The organism is Brockia lithotrophica (assembly GCF_003633725.1).
Lineage (GTDB): Bacteria > Bacillota > Bacilli > Thermicanales > DSM-22653 > Brockia > Brockia lithotrophica.
Window position 1 is genome coordinate 1 of sequence record NZ_RBIJ01000006.1, and the last position, 20,101, is coordinate 20,101.

The 20,101-nt window shown below is 62.5% G+C and carries 19 protein-coding genes and 2 pseudogenes; 9 read left to right on the forward strand and 12 right to left on the reverse strand.

All coding sequences use genetic code 11. The features are described 5' to 3' along the window. Positions 1-322: 322 nt before the first annotated feature. Positions 323-821 (reverse strand): annotated as a pseudogene (locus C7438_RS07955) (transposase); the annotation flags it as partial. A 114-nt stretch (positions 822-935) separates the two neighbouring features. Here C7438_RS07955 and C7438_RS07960 point away from each other — a divergent pair. The 6 genes and pseudogenes from C7438_RS07960 (at position 936) to C7438_RS07980 (ending at position 6,040) form a co-directional block, all read left to right on the forward strand. Continuing rightward, positions 936-2,777: an asparagine synthetase B family protein gene (locus C7438_RS07960; RefSeq protein WP_121444844.1), complete on the forward strand. Its 1,842-nt coding sequence runs from the start codon at positions 936-938 to the stop codon at positions 2,775-2,777. 521 nt (positions 2,778-3,298) lie between these two features. After that, complete coding sequence (locus C7438_RS09500; protein WP_211322153.1) at positions 3,299-3,475, forward strand: helix-turn-helix domain-containing protein; 177 nt, start codon at positions 3,299-3,301, stop codon at positions 3,473-3,475. After that, entirely contained in the window at positions 3,412-4,032 is a 621-nt protein-coding gene (locus C7438_RS09290; RefSeq protein WP_211322165.1) for a hypothetical protein, read from the forward strand. Before C7438_RS09500 ends, C7438_RS09290 begins: the two co-directional genes overlap by 64 nt. A 32-nt stretch (positions 4,033-4,064) precedes the next feature. Beyond that, on the forward strand, positions 4,065-4,619 hold the full coding sequence (locus tag C7438_RS09505) for an RNA-guided endonuclease TnpB family protein (protein WP_252393338.1): 555 nt from the start codon (positions 4,065-4,067) through the stop codon (positions 4,617-4,619). A gap of 166 nt (positions 4,620-4,785) precedes the next feature. Next, a pseudogene (locus C7438_RS09435) lies at positions 4,786-5,475 on the forward strand (MFS transporter); the annotation flags it as partial. A gap of 34 nt (positions 5,476-5,509) precedes the next feature. Beyond that, positions 5,510-6,040 carry an MFS transporter gene (locus C7438_RS07980; RefSeq protein WP_170143652.1) on the forward strand — a complete coding sequence of 177 codons (531 nt, stop codon included), beginning with the start codon at positions 5,510-5,512 and terminating at the stop codon, positions 6,038-6,040. Here the strand turns inward: C7438_RS07980 and C7438_RS07985 are convergent. The 3 genes from C7438_RS07985 to C7438_RS07995 all read right to left on the reverse strand — a co-directional run bounded on the left by C7438_RS07985 (position 5,979) and on the right by C7438_RS07995 (position 8,763). Continuing rightward, a complete protein-coding gene (locus C7438_RS07985) occupies positions 5,979-6,773 on the reverse strand; it encodes an ABC transporter ATP-binding protein (RefSeq protein WP_121444847.1) in 795 nt (264 codons plus the stop codon). The genes C7438_RS07980 and C7438_RS07985 overlap by 62 nt on opposite strands. A 75-nt stretch (positions 6,774-6,848) precedes the next feature. Then, entirely contained in the window at positions 6,849-7,733 is an 885-nt protein-coding gene (locus tag C7438_RS07990) for an ABC transporter permease (protein WP_121444848.1), read from the reverse strand. A gap of 25 nt (positions 7,734-7,758) precedes the next feature. Next, positions 7,759-8,763, reverse strand: a complete 1,005-nt coding sequence (locus C7438_RS07995; RefSeq protein ID WP_245956585.1) for an ABC transporter substrate-binding protein — start codon at positions 8,761-8,763, stop codon at positions 7,759-7,761. Positions 8,764-9,063: 300 nt separating this feature from the next. Between C7438_RS07995 and dcd the strand changes: the two genes are divergently transcribed. Beyond that, positions 9,064-9,717: a dCTP deaminase gene (dcd, locus tag C7438_RS08000; protein WP_245956586.1), complete on the forward strand. Its 654-nt coding sequence runs from the start codon at positions 9,064-9,066 to the stop codon at positions 9,715-9,717. Positions 9,718-9,726: 9 nt separating this feature from the next. Here dcd and hemB read toward each other — a convergent pair whose 3' ends face one another. From hemB to C7438_RS08030, 6 genes are all read right to left on the reverse strand, one after another. Beyond that, on the reverse strand, positions 9,727-10,725 hold the full coding sequence (gene hemB / locus C7438_RS08005; protein ID WP_121444956.1) for a porphobilinogen synthase: 999 nt from the start codon (positions 10,723-10,725) through the stop codon (positions 9,727-9,729). A 25-nt stretch (positions 10,726-10,750) separates the two neighbouring features. Further along, positions 10,751-11,557, reverse strand: coding sequence for a uroporphyrinogen-III synthase (locus C7438_RS08010; protein WP_170143653.1), 807 nt, complete (start codon positions 11,555-11,557; stop codon positions 10,751-10,753). A 50-nt stretch (positions 11,558-11,607) separates the two neighbouring features. Next, positions 11,608-12,585 carry a hydroxymethylbilane synthase gene (gene hemC, locus C7438_RS08015; protein ID WP_121444851.1) on the reverse strand — a complete coding sequence of 326 codons (978 nt, stop codon included), beginning with the start codon at positions 12,583-12,585 and terminating at the stop codon, positions 11,608-11,610. A gap of 48 nt (positions 12,586-12,633) precedes the next feature. Beyond that, complete coding sequence (gene ccsA / locus C7438_RS08020; protein ID WP_121444852.1) at positions 12,634-13,479, reverse strand: cytochrome c biogenesis protein CcsA; 846 nt, start codon at positions 13,477-13,479, stop codon at positions 12,634-12,636. Between the two features lie 21 nt (positions 13,480-13,500). Next, positions 13,501-14,916 (reverse strand): glutamyl-tRNA reductase, encoded by a 1,416-nt coding sequence (gene hemA, locus C7438_RS08025; RefSeq protein ID WP_170143654.1) that lies wholly within the window; start codon positions 14,914-14,916, stop codon positions 13,501-13,503. Between the two features lie 185 nt (positions 14,917-15,101). Then, complete coding sequence (locus C7438_RS08030) at positions 15,102-15,719, reverse strand: helix-turn-helix transcriptional regulator (RefSeq protein ID WP_245956587.1); 618 nt, start codon at positions 15,717-15,719, stop codon at positions 15,102-15,104. 362 nt (positions 15,720-16,081) lie between these two features. On the opposite strand from C7438_RS08030, the gene C7438_RS08035 reads away from it, so the two are divergent. Both C7438_RS08035 and C7438_RS08040 read left to right on the forward strand, forming a co-directional pair. Continuing rightward, on the forward strand, positions 16,082-17,041 hold the full coding sequence (locus C7438_RS08035; RefSeq protein ID WP_121444854.1) for a DMT family transporter: 960 nt from the start codon (positions 16,082-16,084) through the stop codon (positions 17,039-17,041). Positions 17,042-17,133: 92 nt separating this feature from the next. Next, positions 17,134-17,622, forward strand: coding sequence for a hypothetical protein (locus C7438_RS08040; RefSeq protein ID WP_121444855.1), 489 nt, complete (start codon positions 17,134-17,136; stop codon positions 17,620-17,622). Between the two features lie 14 nt (positions 17,623-17,636). On the opposite strand, the gene yihA is transcribed toward C7438_RS08040, so the two are convergent. Together yihA and C7438_RS08050 are read right to left on the reverse strand one after the other, a co-directional pair. Beyond that, the gene (yihA, locus tag C7438_RS08045; RefSeq protein ID WP_121444856.1) at positions 17,637-18,221 is read right to left on the reverse strand and encodes a ribosome biogenesis GTP-binding protein YihA/YsxC; all 585 of its coding nucleotides are present in this window, start codon (positions 18,219-18,221) and stop codon (positions 17,637-17,639) included. A 79-nt stretch (positions 18,222-18,300) separates the two neighbouring features. Beyond that, positions 18,301-20,064 (reverse strand): S16 family serine protease, encoded by a 1,764-nt coding sequence (locus C7438_RS08050; protein ID WP_245956589.1) that lies wholly within the window; start codon positions 20,062-20,064, stop codon positions 18,301-18,303. Between the last annotated feature and the right edge of the window lie 37 nt (positions 20,065-20,101).

A 20,101-nucleotide genomic window follows, 5' to 3' on the forward strand; every position in this document is an offset into this window, starting at 1 on the left:
GGGAGTCTGCATGTCGAATGGGCGTCTGACGGCCATGTGTACATGACGGGACCAGCCAATTACATCTGCGAAGGTCGACTCCTGCGTTCCATGACGACCACTCCGATGTAGTTGAGACGAATGAGCTCTTTGTGAGATCCAAAGGTGACCGCCTTCGGTCACGTCTCGTCAAGTGGTGTAAGTCGGCTCCCCCTTGGGTAGGCTGATGTCATCAAAAGACATGCGTCACCTTCTCTAGGGTGGCTATTTCGGAAAACGAGTCTGAAGTCGGCGTAAGCCAAGTCGGCGATTCGGGACTGAAATGCTTTCGAGACACCATCTACTCTTCATGCTGCTCTTCGAGCACTGCCCCAGGAACCGCAAGGCAGCCGCCGCATTGGGGAAGGTCCCTACGGTGTCAAATCGACGCGCCAGCTCCCGATTCAGCCGTTCTAGGACACTGGTCGAATGGATTCGCCGCCAGTGTTCCGGCGGGAAGGCCATGTAGGCAAGGACGTCCTCTTCCGCCTCTTCCAGGAGCACCGCTCCTTAAGACCTCGGCAATCTGTCGGAGACGCTCCCGGGACAATGCCTGACTCGGCTGGACAAAAATGCTTCGGACCTCGAGGAGCACTACCGGCTGAGCGTGTTTAGGCACGTGCGCCAAGAGGTTCCGCATGAAGTGAATCCGATACCGTTTTAAGTCTGTGCCCGCCAGAACGTCGGCAATGGCCTGCTTCAGGCCTTCATGGGCATCGGAGATCCCCAGCCGCACGTTTCGAAGCCCCCCAGCAAGTACCGAAGAAAGGCCTGCCAGAACTCTCATAGGTTTCCGCAACCCCACGTCAAAAAATTATTGTGCCCCCCCCGTCACCTCTATGGTATAATCGCCCCTGCGGACAGTAGAAAGAACATAAAAACGCGGTGCGGTGGACCGTTGATCGGGAGGGAAGGAAATGTCATTTTTCAGACGAGGTGATGAGGCGGCTGATATGGCCGCTATGGCGCGGGAAAAGAGTTCTTCCGTGCCCTTTTGGGGTGTTGTGGGACATAGGGTCTCAAGTGTACCTGTGAACTTCACACCGCCCATCTCTGGAAATCGTCCACCCTATCGTGACGACGAGGGAAGGTACCTCCTGTGGTTTTCCGGCGAACTCGAAAATGTGGAGTCCCTACGAAAGAGGGTAAAAATCGAACCTTCTGCCCTTTCGACTTTCGGCGAAAAAGAGCAGGAGGTACTGTTCCTTTCAGTATGGAAGGCTCTAGGGAAAGAGGGGCTTTCTCAACTTACGGGTACGTTTGTGTTTACTCTCGTAGACCTAAAGGAGCGACTCATCTACCTCGGCGGGGATCCTTACGGACTTCAAACGCTCTACTATGTTCCTGCACCAGATGCCCTCTTTTTTGCGACTAGGATCCTTCCGATTTTGGAAATTTCCGATATTAAACGGCAGGGAAACCCGGATCTTTTGTACATTTACCTTCAGTGGGGGCTAATCCCCACTCCCGGAGAAACGTTTTTCAGAGAGGTTTACCGGGTTCCACCCGGTTTTGTGTACATCGCCCCTTTAGACGCTCTCGAAAGCGGCCGACTCGAACGTTTCGTTTCGCCGTCTCTCGAAGAGCCAGAGCGCGTTCCCTTTCAAGTAGCTAAAGAACGAGTCCGTGAACTCTTTTTCCACGCTCTTGCCGAAGCTAGCGGGAAGGAAGAGCGGTTGGGTGTTCTTCTTTCGGGAGGGGTTGATTCTTCGGCTATTGTTGTGGGACTCCGTTACTTATTTCCGCAACGCGATGTTTACGCTGTGAGTTTCGTTGACGATGAGTTAGTCGAGGAGGAACGGTTTGTCGATCTTGCTGCCCGAGCGGGTCAGGCGCATATTCACAAGTTTCGCATTCACCCAGACGAACTTGTCGCTGATATTGAAGACCTTGTTCGTGCGCAAGAAGAACCTTTTGGAAGTACGAGCGTGTACGCGCAGTTTCGTGGATTTCAGGTAGCCCGAACGTTGGGCTTGCCTGTACTTTTCAGCGGGCAAGGTGCGGACGAACTTCTCGGCGGGTACCTCTACCTCCGCGGCTTGCGCCTCGCATCCCTCTGGCGCGGGGGAAAGCGAGTCGAAGCGCTTGACTTTCTTTTGCGGAACTATCGTACCCTCACCGGTGGGAAGAGCTTCTTTGTATATGTTCTTCCCCAATTTTTCCCCTTTTTAATAAAAAAAGATTCGAAGAGAAATTCGTGGTTAAATTTGAGGTGGTTTGAAGAACATGGGTCTTCGCTTGTTGAATTAAGCAAAAAAGTTATACTTAGATACTATCAAAAAGAATGCGTACAAAAAGAAAATATACACAACTTTTTTGTAAAAAGTCTTCCCACTCTTCTACGATACGAGTCAAAAAACGAGCATTATTTTGGTATTAAAAAGCGAAATCCTTACTTAAATAAAGAATTTGTGGATCTTATCCAACGTTTACCCGAGGAATACTTGGTTTCCCGAGACGGTATGACAAAGTGGATATTTCGTGAGGCCATGAGAGGGATCGTCCCAAATGAGATTCTTGATCGAAAAGACAAGATGGGTTTTGCAACGCCGGAACGCCAATGGTTGTTGAGTCTTTCTCCCTGGGTGTCCTCCCTTTTAAGGGGGATTGACCAAGAGCGCTTTCCGTTTTTCCAACGCGAGGCCCTCCTCAGAGAATGGGATCGAGTCCAGCAAAACAAAGCTCTTTTTGATTTTCGTGTTTGGCGTTGGATAAACGTGATCCTTTGGGCGAAGATGTTTGACGTCGCTTTTGAATAGCCCGTATTCGGTTTTTCGCAAAGGGAATGCAAATTCACGCGTCTACACACAGATTTCTCCTGGCGCACTCCGCTTCGTAGGGGTGCGCCCTTTGTATCGATCAGGTTGAGCGTGGCGAGGAGAACGCGTTCAAAGTGCTTGAATAGTTTGCTCGTCAAGGGTATACATTTTTGTTTTTTATTTTTCGGGTTTCTCGGCGAGTACCTCATCCTTCCTTTCCCGAAGACCACACGCTTGCTCTTGCATGGGTACTCCCTCACGGCAATCTAAACTTTGGTCTCGCGGCCATCATTGGCTTTTTGGGTAGGAGGTAGGGCGTTAGGAATGACCATCACTTACAGGATCGGGCGGAGGTCGCCAACTGCTGAAAGTTCGATTTATATTCATTTTTTTTCATGCGTAAAATATAACATTTAAACTAATAAAACTCAGCGAGTATACCGAAAGGTGCGGCATCACCTACAAGACAGCTTGTCGTTAGGTCAAAGAAGGCAAAATGCTCGTTTAGGAGGTTATTTCACGTGAAGATTCATAGAGCCTACCGGTACGAACTCGACCCCAATGAGGAACAACGCATTCTCCTCGTCAAGCATGCTGGGGCGGCACGCTTTGCCTACAAATGGGGTCTTGTACGGTGGAAGAGATCCACGAAACCGAAGGTCTCAGCACAAATGCCATCGAATTCCATCGCGAACTGAATCGCCTCAAGAAGACGGACTTTCCGTGGATGTACGAAGTCTCCAAGTGGGCAGCGCAAGAAGCACTTCGGGATCTGGAAAAGGTCTTCCGAAACTTTTTCCGCGGCTTGAAGGCAAGAAGAAAAGTTGGCTATCCGAAGTTTCGCCGCAAACACGATCGGAGAGATAGCTTTAGACTGGACAACAGTTCCGGCACGATTCGCCTGCTTTTAGACGGGAACGATAGACGCCATCCCGGAAAGGCGCGGCACATCGTGCTCCCGCGGATCGGCGCCGTGCGCCTGAAAGAGAAGCCCATTCATTCGCCGGAAGAAAGACGGCGTAAAGACCTACTTTCCGAAGGGCCGCATCCTTCACGCCACCGTAAGCCGCGAAGCCGACCGCTGGTTTGTGAACCTCACAATCGAAGAAGAGATTTCCGATCCCCTTCCACCGAACGGATATGCCACAGGGATCGACGTCAGTTTGGAAAGCTTCATTACACTAGCAGACGAATCGGGAGCCATCCAAAAGGTCCAAGCACCAAAGCCTCTTCATCGCCGCACTTAAGCGCCTAAAGAGACTTCAGCGGCGCCTTTCCCGCCGCGGCGTGCGGGACAAAAACGAAAGGCTTATCAAGCGCACGAAGAACTATGAAAAGGCTCGCCTCGAAGTCGCCAGACTCCACCGCCAGATTCGAAACATCCGGATGGACTTCCTTCGCAAGCTTACGAGCGAACTCGTCCGGACGCATCCGGTGATTGCGATCGAGGATTTGAACGTTGCCGGAATGCTGAAAAACAACCGCCTCGCCCGGCACATCGCCGAAGTCGGCTGGGGCACCTTCCGGACGCTTCTCGAAGCGAAAGCCAGGCTTCGGGGAGTGCAACTTGTGAAGGCAAACCGCTACGAGCCAACGTCGAAGACGTGCTCCGTTTGTGGTCACGTGCTTTCCGAATTTCCGCTTTCTGCCCGAACGTGGACGTGTCCCGTCTGCGGAACACACCACGACCGAGACGAGAACGCGACAAAGAATCTGCTTCCTTCAATTCGCCCTGGCAGCCGGCACGTAGGCTGCCCTACCGCGAGTTTTGCGGGAAGTGACGCTTGTGGAGAGGAGCTCTGCGGCGGAACGGAAGTCCGGTCTACGAGCATCTCCTCGTAGAAGCAGGAAGCAACCGGACGGTATCCCTTTGGGATATTTGTCTATGAGTTGCGGAATGGGCGGCCATACGGCACAACAAGCAGGCGACGTCTTCCTCTGCGACGACCGGTATGCCGATCGGCAAGACGGTCACGCCAGAATCTACGGTTCGAGAAAGGGGAGCGAAATGGTCGAGATCAAAGCAAATCCGGCGCCCATATGGACGAGCGCCTTTGTACGCGTGACCGCGAGAAACTTCCTGCTTTTTACGGGCTTTCAGGTCCTCTTGCCCACGGTTTCTCCGTACGCCGCCGACCTCGGGGCCGGAAAGACGGCCGTCGGAATCGTGGTCGGGACGATGCCCGTCTTGGCCATTCTCGTTCGGCCGTTTGTCGGCGTCGCCCTCGACCGCCTGGGTCGACGGGGACCCCTCCTCTTCGGACTCGCCGTGCACGGCCTGGCGATGGGGCTGTACGCCCTCGCCCCGTCTTTGGGAGGTCTCACTGGACTCATCGCCGCCCGCGCGCTTCAAGGAATCGGCTGAGGAACGGCGTCAACCGCCTTCGGCACGCTCGCCGCCGACCTCGTCCCGGCAGAGCGGCGCGGGGAGGGGATCGGCTATTTTGGCCTCTCTTCCGCCTTAGGCATGGCCGTAGGGCCGGCGATCGGCGATTGGCTATACGTATGGGGACCCGACGTCCTTTTCGCCGGCGCCTTCGCCTTTACCGCCCTCGCCTTCTTCCTCATGCTCCCCCCGCTTCCGCCGTCTCCTCTCGAGATGGAGCCTTCGAAGGTCGAACGCACGTTACTTTCCCGCGGATGGAGGGGGCTTCTCTCCGCGTCGTTCGAACCCGCTTCTATATGGCCGACGCTTTTGGCCGGCCTCATGACGATTACCTTACGGGGGGATCGTGGGCTTCCTCCCCCTCTTTGGACGCGAAGTCGGCGTCGCCGCGGCCGGACTGTTCTTTTCCGCAAACGCCGTCGTGACGTTTCTCGTCCGCCTCGTCGCCGGCCGAGCGTTCGACCGCCACGGATACCCGGTGGTCGCCCTCGCCGCCCTCTTTGGCACCGCAGGTCTCCTCCTCCTCGCCGACGCTCGCACCCTACCAGATTTCCTCCTCGCCGCCGCGTTTTACGGCGTCGCCTTCGGCGTCATCCAACCGGCATTGCAGGCGTGGGCGGTACACCTCTCCACCCCTGAACGGCGGGGAGCCGCAAATGCGATGTTTTACTCCGCCTTCGACCTCGGGATCGGGACGGGGGCTGCACTTTGCGGCCCCATAGCCGCGGGCACGGGGTATCGGGCCATGTACCGTGGATTGGCTTGGGTATTCGCCCTCTTCCTCGTCCTCGGGGCCGTCGCGCCTCGGCCCCACTTCACAGAAGGGCCCGGTCCTCAGCAAACTTCTCCCCGCGAACGCGTTCAAAGGCGGCGATGAGGTCGGGAACGGTGAGCCCCCGCTTCGTTTCGCCGGAAATGTCGAGCACGATCTCCCCTTCGTGCATCATGAGCAGGCGGTCGCCCATGGCGATCGCCTGCTCCATGTTGTGGGTGACCATGAGGGTGGTGAGGTGCCATTCCCGCACGAGCCGTTCCGTGAGCGCGGCGATATCCCGCGCCCGCTTCGGGTCGAGGGCGGCCGTGTGTTCGTCGAGGAGGAGGAGTTTGGGACGCGTAAAGGTGGCCATGAGGAGGGAAAGGGCCTGACGCTCGCCGCCGGAAAGCGTGCCTACACGGGCGTCGAGGCGGTCTTCGAGACCCATACCCAAGATCCGAAGCGCCTCGCGGAACCGCTCCCGCTCCTTGGGACCCGTAGAAACGCGAAGACCCCGACGCTCGCCGCGTCTCAGGGCGACGGCGAGGTTTTCGGCGATCGTAAGGCTCGGGGCCGTACCTTGCAAGGGATCCTGAAAGACGCGGGCGATCGCGCGGGCACGCACGTGCTCCGGCGCGCGGGTGATCTCTTCTCCGTCGAGGAAGATCTTTCCGCGGTCGGGGCGGTGTGTGCCGGCGATTACGTTGAGGAGCGTGGACTTCCCGGCGCCGTTAGACCCGATCACGACGGCGAATTCTCCCTCCGCAAGGGTAAAGGAAATGCCGCGGAGGGCCGGGCGCTCCAAAGGGGTTCCGGGGTAAAACGTCTTCGCGACCCCTTCCAGGATGAGCCACATCGCGCGCTCCGTCCCCCTTCTACGAAATTGCGCAACTTCCCCGCAAGGGGCACCGCGGATTCCGCAAAAGCCCTCCTAAGATCCCCGAAGAGGGCGGGGAAACCGCCCAGGCCAAATGCGGGGGCCGAGGAGCGTGACGAGGACGAGGAGGGCAGTGACGAGCTTCATGTCGGAAGTCTGCAGGTTAAGGGAAAGGGCACCGGCAATCACGAGCCGGTACAGGACCGCACCGACGACCGCAGCGAGGGTGGCGCGAAACACGCCGTCGCCCCGGACGACCGCCTCGCCCAAGATCACGGAGGCGAGGCCTACGACGATCATGCCAATCCCCATCTGGATGTCCGCATAGCCCTGAAACTGCGCCATGAGCGCGCCGCTTAGGGCGACAAGGCCGTTTGCCAAGGCGAGACCGAGGAGGATCGACCCGTGGGGGTCAATCCCGAGGCTCGGGGCCATCCGCGGATTGTCTCCCGAGGCCCGAAGGGCGAGACCGAGATCCGTCCGGAGAAAGGCGTCCAAGAGGAGCTTCACGGCGAGAACGACGAGGAGAAGGATCCCGATGAGCGCGGCGTGCCGCATCCACCCGGAAAGTTCCTCGATGGGGGTGAAGAGGGTGCCCTTGCGGAGGAGAGACACGTTGGCCGTACCCATGATTCGCAGGTTGATCGAGTAGAGACCCGTCATCGTGAGGATCCCCGCGAGCAGGCCGTGAATCCCACCCTTCGTGTTCATGAGCGCCGTCGCGAGCCCCGCCGAAACCCCAGCAAAAAAAGCCGCGGCGGTCGCCCACGCGGGCGAAACCCCCGCGACGATGAGCGTCGCCGCCACGGCCCCCCCGAGGGGGAAGCTCCCGTCTACGGTGAGATCCGGGAAATTGAGGACGCGAAAGGTGAGGTAGACCCCCAGGGCGAGGATCCCGAAGATGAGCCCTTGCTCGAGTGAACCGAGGAGGAGTTCCATCGTCTGACGCCTCGCGTCCAAGGTTTTAGTAGGTCTCGTTTGCGCGCTTCTTCCACGCGTCGGGAACTTCTACGCCCATCCGCTCCGCCGCTTTGAGGTTGAGGAAGAACTTGAGATCCTTTTGCCGTTCGATCGGCATGTCCTGGGGTTTCGCTTCCCCGCGGAGGATCTTGGCGGCCATCTTGGCCGTCTGCTTGCCCAGAGAGTAGTAGTCGATCCCGTAGGTGGCGAGGGCGCCGTTCTTCACGGAATCCCCTTCCCCGGCGATCACGGGGATTTTGTGCCTTTCCGCCACCTGCAAGACGTTCGGAAGGCCCGCAACGACCGTGTTGTCCGTGGGGATGTAGAAGGCGTTGACCCCTTGCGCCGCCAAGGCCTCCGCCGCCTGTTGCACCTCGTTCGTGTTCGTCACCGTGCGCTCGACGAGTTCGAGGCCAAGCTTCTTCGCCGCTTCCTTGGCGATGTCCACCTGAACCCGCGAGTTCACCTCGCCGGAGTTGTAGAGGATGCCGACGCGCTTCCCCTTGGCGACGTCGAGGACGAGGGCGAGCTGGTCCTCTACGGGGTTCATGTCCGTCGTCCCCGTGACGTTCGTCCCCGGCTTTTCGAGGGACTTTACGAGCCCCGCGGCCACAGGGTCGGTGACGGCGGTGATCACCACGGGGATGGAGGTCGTCTTCGTCGCTTGCGCCGCAGCCTGCGCCGCTGGAGTAGCAATGGCGAGGATGAGGTCGACGCGATCGGAGACGAACTTGTCGGCGATCTGGCGTGCCGTATCCTGCGAATTTTCGGCGTTGCGGAGGATAAGCTTGAGGTTCTTGCCCTCTTCGAATCCTTCCTCTTTCAACCCGTCGACGAACCCTTGCCGCGCCGCATCGAGGGCGACGTGCGAGACAATCTGGACGACGCCCACGGTGTACGTCTTCCCCGACGCGGTGTTCCCCGAACTGCATCCCCCAAGGGTCAAAACAGCGAGAAGGAAGGCGAGGACGAACACCGCTCCCGGCCGCCACACCGTCCTCGTCGGCACGGGCCAGCCCCCTTGCGCACGGGTCCGAACCTCGGACCTCCCTCGTTCCGCGCTCCACCTGCGCACGCCAAGCACCCCCCGATGGATCTCGCGTCGTTTGCCGCACATCCTTTGCCTGTATCGGGCTCCGCCACACCTTTCGCCTCGCCCGGAAGGACTCTCCCGTCCGCACCGAGCCTGAAACCGCTTTACCGCCGCAAAGCGACGGCGCGAAAAAGGGCGGGAAGTTAGGTTATACTATAGCAACGAGACGCAAAAGACGCAAGAGAAGGGCCGAAGCCCAAGGGGAGGACGAGGTCGTTGACGGACGCAAGGGAGTTCCTTTCCCCAACCCCCGATCCGAACTCCGAACGGATCCTACCGGAAGAAAAAGGCGAAGCGGCGTCGGGAGTGCTCCACGACGCCGCAATCGAGGCGCTCGCCAGACGGGGAATGATCGAACCGTTTACGCCGAAGCAGGTGCGGGAAGTAGACGGGAGGAAGATCATTTCCTACGGACTTTCGAGCTTCGGCTACGACGTCCGCATCGCGGGAGAGTTTTACATCTTTGCCTCCCTAGACGCCGCCGTCGTCGATCCAAAGGATTTCCCTGCACACGCCATGGTGCGGAAGGAGGTCGGGCCGCACGAGGCGGTGATCATTCCGCCAAACAGCTACGCCCTCGGCCGCTCCCTCGAATACTTCCGCATGCCGGAAGACGTCGTCGGAATCTGCCTCGGAAAGTCCACGTACGCCCGGGCGGGGATCATCGTAAACGTCACGCCGCTCGAACCGGGTTGGGAAGGCCACGTCACGATCGAAATCTCCAACGCCACGCCGCTCCCTGCGAAAGTGTACGCCCACGAAGGGATCATGCAGGTCGTCTTCCTACGCGGGGTGCGCCCCGGCGTCACGTACCGAGACCGCGGAGGAAAATACCAGATGCAGCGGGGCGTGACTTTCCCCCGTGTGTGAAAGAGGGACTTAGCCCTCCCAAAACGAACCGTCCTTCAGCCAACGGGCCACGTCCTTGGCGTGGTAAGTGATGATGAGGTCGGCCCCGGCCCGACGAATTCCGAGGAGAATTTCCCGCACGGTACGGCGTTCGTCCAGCCAACCCAGGCGGGCGGCGGCCTTGACCATGCTGTATTCGCCGCTTACGTTGTACGCCACGAGCGGATGGGGGAAGCGCTCGCGAAGGAGGCGGATCACGTCGAGATAGGCGAGCGCGGGTTTCACCATGAGGAGGTCGGCCCCCTGCGCGACGTCCGCCTCCGCCTCGCGCAGGGCCTCGCGGGCGTTCGCCGGGTCCATCTGGTACGTACGGCGGTCGCCAAAGGCCGGCGCCGATTGCGCCGCATCGCGAAACGGGCCGTAGAAGGCAGAGGCGTACTTTACGGAGTAGGCGAGGATGGGAACGTCGGTGAACCCATGCTCGTTGAGCGTACTACGGATCGCCGCCACTACGCCGTCCATCATGCTGGAGGGGGCGACGACGTCCGCCCCCGCCTGAACCTGCGAAAGCGCGGCAGCCGCGTGCAGGGGAAGTGAGGCGTCGTTGAGTACCTTCCCATCTTCCACAAGGCCGCAGTGTCCGTGTGAGGTGTACTCGCAGAGACAGGTGTCTGCTATGAGGACGAGCTCGGGGTGCGTGCGCTTGAGCTCGCGCAACGCCCGCTGGACGATCCCATCCGGATCGTAGGCGCCGCTCCCGCGCTCGTCCTTTCGTTCTGGCGGCAGAACGCCAAAGAGAATCACGGCGCGAATCCCGAGTTGCAAGAGTTCCTCCGCCTCGTAGGGCAGCCGGTCCACGGTGAGCTGGAAGACCCCTGGCATGGAGGGAACCTCGCGCCGAATGCCCTGACCTTCCGTTACAAAGATCGGGTACACGAGGTCGGCTGCATCCAACGTCGTCTCGCGGACGAGGGTGCGCAGAGCTTCGCTGGCGCGCAGGCGCCGAAGCCTGGCAAAGGGATCGCTCATCGAACCGCCCGGCACGTCGCCGGGCTCACCTCCTTTCCCGTACGGGAAGTTTTCCCTCGGCAACCGCGCGGCCAAGGGCCGCAACGAGCGCCTCCGCCGTGTAGTGTTCCGGTTGCACCGCCGGCGTAAGGCCGAACTCCTCGAGGCGCCGTGCCGTCACGGGACCGATGCACGCGAGAGCTACGCGGCGAAGGAGGTCCTCTTCCCCTTCCAAAGCGTGAACGAGAGCGGTGACCGCCGACGGGCTGAAGAGGAGCACGACGTCCACGGCACCTTCGGCAAGGGCTTTGCGGGCGCACGCCTGCCCTTTGGCGTCCGGAAGGGTGTCGTAGAGCACCACCTCGTCTACCGTCCACCCGGCCGCCCGCAGGCGCTCGGGAAGGACCTCGCGCGCCTTCCGCGCGCGGGGGAACAACGCGCGCCGCGCCCCCTCGGAAACTCCCGCAAGCACGGCCCGGGCAAGTCCTTCTCCGGTCTCCTCCTCCGCCACGAGGTCCGGCGGGCGACCGAAGGCTTGGAGGAAGGCCTCCGCCGTCCGCGGCCCGACGCAGGCCACGCGCGGGGATGGTCCGAGCGCGACTTCCGGCGGCAACGCCTCCCGCAAAATGCGGACTGCGTTTCGGCTCGTGAGGAGGAGGAGGTCATAGGAGGCGAGGGAGCGCAGGCGGGAAGCGTCGGAAGGAGCCAGGGGGAGGGGGACGACGGCGAGGAGAGGGCAGACGACCGGAACCCCTCCTTGCGACGCGACGAGCTCTGCCGTCTCTTGGGCATCTTCTTGTGGGCGCGTCACGAGGACGCGCAACCCGCGAAGCGGGAAAGCCGACGGATCCAAAGTGTTCCCTCCTCTCCCTTCCCGCGCGGGGCAGATGCGGCCGCCGCGCCTTACGCCCCACCCGTATCGGGGCGGAAGGCGGACGAAGCGCTGTCCTGCCCGCCGGGCGCCGGGTTCGCCCACCCGGCGAGGGCACGGGCCGCACCGCGGGCGAGGAGCGTTTCTGCCAGGGCGCGGGCGGCCTCTTCGGGATCCTTCCCGCGCGCTTCGGCCTCCACGTAGGACGTACCGTCGGGAGCGGCGACGAATCCCTTGATCGCCAGGATCTCCCCCTCCCACCACGTATACGCCCCGATGGGGACGTGACAATTTCCGCCAACAGCCCGGAGAAACGCCCGCTCCGCGAGAACGCGGGCGGCGCTGGGAGGATCGTCGAGGGCGCGCAAAATCCCCCCCACCCTGCGATCCCCTTCCCGGGCTTCTAGGGCGAGCGCCCCTTGGGCGATTGCCGGGAGGAATACCCGCGGGTCGAGGACCTCTCCGGCGCGATCCGCAAGGCCCAAGCGCACGAGCCCCGCCCGGGCGAGGATTACGGCGTCCACTTCTCCGGCTTCGAGCTTCCGCAGGCGGGTGTCCACGTTTCCCCGCAGGGGGACGACCTCAAGGTCGGGACGGAGCCGCCGAAGGAGAACGGCGCGGCGCAGGCTGCTCGTCCCTACGCGCGCGCCTCGTGGTAGGGTCGCGAGGGACTCCCCCCGCCGGCTGACGAGCACGTCTTCTACCGCCTCGCGCGGCGGCACGGCGACGACGGCGAGGCCGGGGGGAAGTTCGGCGGGGAGGTCCTTAAAGCTGTGCACCGCAAAGTCCGCACGTCCGGCGAGGAGTTCGGCTTCGATCGCCTTTACAAAGAGCCCCTTCCCGCCCACTTCCGCGAGGGGGCGATCGAGAAGGCGATCCCCTTCCGTCACGACTTCCTTTAGTTCAATGCGAAGGTCGGGAAAACGCGCGAGGAGCGCCGCGCGCACCGCCCGACTTTGGGCGAGCGCGAGGGCGCTCCGCCGCGTGGCGAGGACGAGCGTTTCCTGCACGGAAGTTCGGCCCCCTCACGTTACCGGAACTCGACGACGGGGCGGGAATCACGGACCGCCCGCATAGGGAATGAGCGCGTATGCGAACGTGTGCCCAAGAACGGAATTGGCGAAGGCCAGGAGGAAAAAGGCGAAGACGGCTACCATCTCCAACCGCCATCCGACCGGACGCCGGAGGATGAGAACCACCGAGGCGAGGAAGAGAAGCGTACCCACGGCCTTGGGATCGCTGAAGAGCGCAAATCCCCGGGCGTAGGCTTCCCAGATCCCCAAAAGGGCGGCAAAGGCGAGGGAAGCGAATCCGCCGCGAACGAGGAGGCGCGCCCGACGTAGGAGATCGGCTAAGGGCAAAAACCCTACGTGCCACACCTTGGCGGGGTTGCGCCGCAGGAGGTGTTCCTGAAGGAGGTAGAGGAGGGCGAGTACGCCGGCGGCGGCGAACGCCAGATAGGCGAGAAAGGCAAACCCAACGTGGAGGAAGAGCCACGGGTGCTCCCGCAGTACGGAGTCTAAGCTCGCCCCCGACCCCAAAAACCCCGCCCCTTCCTCTGCAAAGGCAAAGAGGGCACCCCGAAGCGCGAGGAAAAAGGCCACGAAGTTCAAAAACGGCAAAATCGCCCCTCCGAAACGCCGTTCGAGCGCACGACCCGCGGCAAACGCCAGCGTAACCCACGCCCAGAGGAGCGCGAGAGAGGTCGAGGCAAACAGCGATTCGTTTCGGAGGAACACGGAGGCGACGAACGTTCCCGTAAGGACGGCCCAGAGAAAGCGAAAGAACGACCAGGCGGACTGCATCGCCGAAAGAGGGGCGGACTTGCCTACCCGGAGGTAGGCGTACACGCCCGCGACCCCGTAGAGGATGGCCAGCGTGAGGAGGAGGTTTCCCACGGCCATCACCTCGCGCGGTCCCCGACTTTACGGCGAAGAAGGGTAAGGGGAAGAGGCTTCTCGCCTGAGAATCTCTTTCGACAAGCGGGAAGGCTCCTCCTGCATCGGCGCATCCTCCGCCTCCTCGGGATCCGTAAGCCACCGAAGGGAAGGGTAGGCCGTGCGGCGGAGAACTTCCTCGGAAAGTCCAAAGGCACGGGCGAGTACCTCACGCGCCTCGCGCCCTTCCTGCGTCCCTGCCCGCTCCTTCAGATACGAAAGGGGTTCGCGGAGGATCTGGTTTACGATGCTCCGCGTGTGCTTCCGGAGGATGCGGCGCTCCCGCTCGTCGAGGTTGGGGAGCTTGCGGTAGAGGCTCGCCAAGACCTCCTCCTGCACGCGGAACGCCTTTTCCCGCAGGGCGACGAGCGTGGGGAGTACATCCAATTCCTCGAGCCAACGCAAAAACTCCTGGGCTTCCCGCGCAACCTCGCCCTCCAGACTCTCCTTCATTCGCCGGCGCCACGCGAGGTTGGCCTCTACAACTCCCTTGAGGTCGTCGACGTTGTACACGTACGCGCCGGAAAGCCCGCCAACCTCGGATGGCACGTCCCGGGGAACGGAAAGGTCCACGAAGAGGAGGGGATCGCGCCGCCCGCGGAGCGCCTCCTCCACCCACGCGAAACGCACGAGAGGAGTGGGGGCGGACGTGGCCGTGAGGACTACGTCTGCCTCCTTGAGGCGGCGGGGAAGCTCGTCCAGGCCGCCCCCCTCCCCTCGGATCCCGAGCCGGCGTACGAGCTCGTGTGCCCGTTCTTCCGTACGGTTGAGCACGACGACGTACTCGGGCTCGAGGGTCCGAAGGTGCGTGAGGAGGAGGCGCCCGGTCTCTCCCGCGCCCACGAGGAGCACCCTTCGGCCTCGCAGGTCGCCGAAGATCTGCCGGATGAGGGAAACCGCGACGTAGGCGACGGATACCGGGTTGTCGTTTAACCGCCAGTCGCGGTGCACCCGCTTGGCAAAGGCGATCGCCCGCAGAAACGCCTGGTTGAGAACCTTCCCCGTAGCCCCCCGGGCAAGGGCATCTTCCCACGCCCGCCGTACCTGCCCGAGGATCTCCGTTTCCCCGATGACGAGGGAATCCAGACCGGCAGCCACCCGGAAGAGGTGGCGAACGGCTTCGGCCCCTTCGTAGCGGTACACGTACGGACGCAGGCTCTCGCGCTCCGCGCGCGCAAGGCGGGCAAACTCCGCCAGTACGACCTCGTCCGCCACCTTGGAATCCGCGGCGAGGAGATAGACCTCCGTACGGTTGCAGGTGAAGAGGAGGACGACTTCGTAGATTCCCGAAACGCGCGAAAAGTGCTCGTAAGCCGCATCTACGTCTCCTTCAGCAGCGGAAAGGCGTTCGCGCACCACGAGCGGGGCCGTGCGCACGCTCACGCCGTAGACGAACAGTTCCACGTCGCTTCCACCCCTTTGCGGAAGCCGCCGCCCGCCAAATCGGATCGGGCGTCCCATGCCTTCGGCGCGGCATCTCTAGACGATCTCTAGGTGAAAACGATTCCAAAAAGGATTCTACCATAGAAATCTGTGTACGAGAACCACCGTCCCGCGGCAAAAAAACCTGGGAAGTGGGGGATGCGGCGTCACCGCATCCCCTCAACCTCCACCTCCACCCGAGCTCGCGGATCCGCCTCCGCTGCCTCGGAAACCCCGTAAACGGTCACATCCGCCCCGATCGGCCGCCTCCTCCGATTGAAAATGAGGGAGATGCGAACGGAACCGCCGCCCAGTTCGGTAACCGCTTCCCCACGGTGAAAGGCCTTTTCCAATTCTCTCCGCAGAGGGAGTTGCGGCGGGAAGGGCTTTTCGAGGAGTTCCTCCGCCGGCTTGCCCAGGTAGCGCTCTGCACCCGCGTTTGCGGCCAAGATCCGGTAGTGGCGGTTTACCACGATGCGCGCGACTTCTTCCGGACCGCCGCGGGTAAAGACGGGCAGGAGGAGTTCATGAGGATCGACCCCGAGCGCGCGCGCGATGGCCTCCACCTTGCGGAGGGAGAGGTTTCCCCGACCGCTCTCGATGCGAGCGACAAACGGCTGCCGTACCCCCAAGAGGTCGGCGAGTTCGCGCTGCGTGAGCCCGCGCTCTCGCCGCAACCGCTTTACGTGGAAGGACAGGCGAAAGTTCGTCGTATCCTCTACGTCTCGGAGAAAGAGCGGATCTTCGCGAACCACGGAGCGCACATACGCGGTGAGTTCGTCCAAGGTAAGCCCCCCTGTTCTTTGGCGTGGTTCTTTCTCTACCTTCGGCCCCTTTCTCTGTGCCGGCTCCTTTTTCTCTGTGCACCGCCGAAGACCGCATGCGATCCCCCGAAATCCCTCGTTTCGTGACGTGCCCGGAAAAATCCGCTATAATCGCCGGTACGGCGGTTTGGGAAAAGGCCAAGAAGCGGAACATCCATGCCGCAAAACTACCGCCCGTCGCCGACGTCAGGTTGGGAATTGGATCGCAAACGGGTTAGGCGGTCCGGCACCGAATTCTCACGTTAAAGATACACCAAAGAGCCATCTCATACAAGAAATGTACATCTTCCGGACGTTTCCGCAAACAAGGTGAGGCGCCGCGCATGAACGAAATCCTGCTCGTCGGTGTGAGCTTCGTATGGGGAACGACGTTCGTCCTCGTCAAGGACGCCCTCCCCGTCCTTCCCCCGTTCGCGTTTTTGGCAGTCCGCTTTGCCCTCGCCTTCGTCTTCTTTCTCCCCCTCTGCCTGCAAGAACGAATGCGAGGGCGTGCTCCCGTTCGTTTCGCCGACCTCCTCCTCGGCTTCCGCTTAGGGTTAGGGGCGTGGCTGTTTCTGGGGTACGCCCTGCAGACGGTCGGCCTACAACACACGACGGCCGCCAAGGCGGGCTTCCTCACCGGCCTTTCCGTGATCCTCGTACCCCTTCTGGGGCGGCTTCTCGGGAGAAACGCGCTGCGAAAACGCGACCTCCTCTCCGTCGCCGCCGCGCTCCTCGGGCTTTACTTCCTCACGGGAACCGATGCCGCCGCTTCCGCCGGTGCGGCAAGCGAATCTTGGGGCGACTTTTTCGTCGTCCTCTGCGCCCTCTTCTTCGCCGTGCAGATCGTCGAAACCGACCGCCTCGTCCGCCAAAGCCCGCCCACCGTGCTCGCAACCTTTCAAATCCTCGCCGTGGCAGTCTATAGCGTTCCCCTTTCCCTCCTTTGGGAAGCAGACGCCCTTACGACCCTGGGTTCGCGGATCCTCGCTCCTCCCGTCCTCCTCGCCCTCGCGGTCACCTCGTTTTTCGCCACGACGTTCGCCTTTTGGGCACAGACGCACGCGCAGCGGCGCGTTCCCACGTCCCACGTGGCTCTCATCTTCGCCCTGGAACCGGTGTTCGCCGCGCTGGCAGGCGTACTCTGGGCGGGCGAGCCGTTTACCCTGTCCATGGGAGTCGGCAGCGCCCTCATCTTCGGAGGGATCCTCCTTACGTCTCTTCTCCCGCGATCGCGATCGCCGGAACCCGAAGGCGAGGGCATGCGCGGCGCGGAAGCGCCCCCGTCGGCGGAATCGAAATAGACGTTTCGCAGAAATCGGCGTGGCCGCAAACAGGACGCCGAGCGCGTGCACCCGTCGGTGCCCGCGACGCTTTTGGGGAGGTGACGTTCGCCATGTCCGCGCGGACGGTTTTGGGACTTGCGCTCTTCTTCGTCGGGCTCATCTTTCTCCTCTGGCCGGACCCGCTTCGCCTTCTTCCTCCGTGGACGAACCTCGCATCGGCGGACGCGCGGTTCGCCCTCCCCTTCGTCGGGGGCGTGCTCGCCGCCTACGCCTCCCGCGTTCCCGGACATGCGCGCGAGGCGTTCCTCACGTCCGCACTCGTCCTTCTCGTCTTCGGAGGGGTGTCCTGGTTTCCTCCCGCTTCTCCTACGGCCAGCACGGGAACGACCTTTTGGACGTGGGGAACGGCGGCGACGGGCGTCGCCCTCTTCTTCGCCTTTGCGCGAACGGGGTACCGGCCCGCCGTCGTGTGGGGGGGTGCGCTCCTTCTCCCCGCGCTGTTTTCCTATCTAGGCGTTCGCGCGTACGCCTACGCCGTGCTCCTCGCCGGACTTTCCCTCCTCCTCGAACGCACCCCCGCGCGAGGAGGGCGCAGGTGAGGCCTTCCCTTCTCTCACAGGGCGTCGCGAATCGCTCGCCACACTTCGCCGAGGCCCTCGCCCGTACGGGCGGACGTGAGGATGGGCGGCTCCGAAAGGGAAAAGGCCTGGACGAAGCGGCGGCTCGCCTGCGCGCGTTCCGCCCGGGAGAGGGCGTCGACTTTGGTCACTACCGCACGAAAGGGCAGTCCCAGGCTCCTTAGCCAGGCAAAGGTCTCTTCGTCCTTGCCCTGCGGGGGAATTCGCCCGTCCAAAAGGACGAACGTAAGCCGGGGCCGTTCGGCAAAGTAGGCTTCCGTGAGGGCGGCGATGCGCGCGAGCTCCCGCTGCGGGAGCTTGGCGTACCCGTACCCCGGGAGGTCGACGACGTACCACGCTCCGTCCACGAGCACGTAGTGCACCGCTTGCGTGCGTCCGGGGGTCTTGCTCGTGCGGAAGATGTCCTTCCCGAGGAGGGCGTTGAGGAGCGAGGATTTGCCCACGTTGGAACGGCCGATAAAGGCAAACTGCGGCCGCACGTCCCGAAGGAGCTGTTCCGGGGTGTAGGCCGCACCTACGTATTCGACCGACCTGGACTTCACGGCGAGATCCGGGTGCACCGACGCACGGCGACCACCTCCGCCCCCATTCTAGGAAAGGAAACGCCCCGGCGCAAAAAATCCGCCGGGGCGTCCGAGCTCAGGCGCCGAACGCCGAACCCGTTTCTGGCAGGGCGCCGCGGGGGGTCCCCTCGCCGGAGGTAGTCCGCGAACCTACGCCTTCCACGTCTCCAAAGACGAGCTGAAGGGCTTCGGCCACGTGGCGCACGGGGATTACACCCCGACGCAAGGGCAGCGCCGTGTCGTACGGCACGAAGATCCGACCGAGTCCCGCCTCCAGGGCGGCGTCGATTTTGGCTTTGAGACCCCCTACGGGGAGAACCTCGCCCGTGAGGCTCACCTCTCCCGTCGCCGCCACGTCCGGGGGAATGGGAAGGCGGCGCACGGCGGAATAGAGGAGAAGCACGAGGGCGAGGCCGGCCGAGGGACCGTCCGCCGGCATCCCGCCCGGAACGTTCACCCGAACGTGGTACCGTTCGGGGACAATCCCGAAGCGGCGGAGCACAACGAGGGCGTTTTCGACGGAGGCGAGGATGAGGCTCCTCCGACGCAGGCTCCCCTGCGGCGCCCGCAACGTCTCCTCCTCGGAAGCTCCGGAGAGGTGGAGAGAGCCGCCTTCCGGCCCCGCCGGCCAGGCAACGGCTTCCAACGTGAGGACCTGCCCTACGCCAGGCCCTACGACGGCGAGGGCGTGTACGCGCCCGACCTCGGGTTGCGCGCGTCGCGGCGCCTCGAGCCGGGGCGTGAGCCGGCTCACCTCCGCAACCCAAAGGACGTCTTCACGCGTGATCGTGGTTCGGCCTTCGACCTCCGCCAGGCTCGCCGCAAGCTCTACGAGGTTTGCCGCGTCGCGTCCGGTCTGGGCGTAGCGGCGAACGAGCGCGTAGACCTCCTCTTCGGCGGACACCCGGAGGCGCCGTACGGCCCGCCGCGCGATTTCTTCGAGGTCCTCGGGGCGAAGGGGGCGGAAGTAGATCTCCAGGCAGCGCGAACGGAGGGCGGGCGGGAGCTCCTCGGGAGGCCGCGTCGTCGCTCCTACGAGGCGGAAATCGGCCGGAAGGCCGTTTTGAAAGATGTCGTGGATGTGTGCGGGGATCTGCGCGTTTTTGGGGCTGTAGTACGCGCTCTCGAAGAAGACCTTGCGGTCTTCGAGCACCTTGAGCAGGCGGTTGAGCTGAATCGGGTGGAGTTCACCGATTTCGTCGATGAAGAGGATGCCTCCGTGGGCCCGCGTCACGGCGCCCGGCTTGGGCTGGGGAATCCCCGCCTGACCGAGGGGACCGGCCCCTTGGTAGATCGGATCGTGCACGCTCCCGAGAAGGGGATCCGCAATCCCCCGCTCGTCGAAGCGGGCGGTGGTCGCGTCGACTTCGACGAACGGGGCGTCGGGGCGAAAGGGAGAGCGGGGGTTGCGCTTCGCCTCTTCGAGGATGAGGCGCGCCGCGGTCGTCTTCCCCACACCGGGCGGACCGTAGAGGATCACGTGCTGCGGGTGGGGACCGGCGAGGGCCGCGCGCAGGGCGCGGATGGCGTCCTCCTGACCTACGATGTCCTCGAGGCGGCGCGGACGCGTCTTTTCCATGAGGGGTTCCGTGAGCGAGATCTGCCGAAGGCGCGCGAGGTCTTTGAGCTCGTCCGCGGGACGCACGTCCGCAGGCGGAGGGCTCGGCGAGACGACCCGAGGCCGCCGTGCGAAGATCCGGGACAAGAGCCACCAAACGACGATCGGAACGACGAAGAGTCCGACGACCCAAAGCGAAAAGGGTACGTGAGAAATCCGGGCAAAGACCTCGGCCCACACCGCATCCGGACCCCATTCGCCGTTTCCCAACACGTCAGGCACGAGAAAACGCCCCCCTTCTTCCGACCGGTACGAGCAC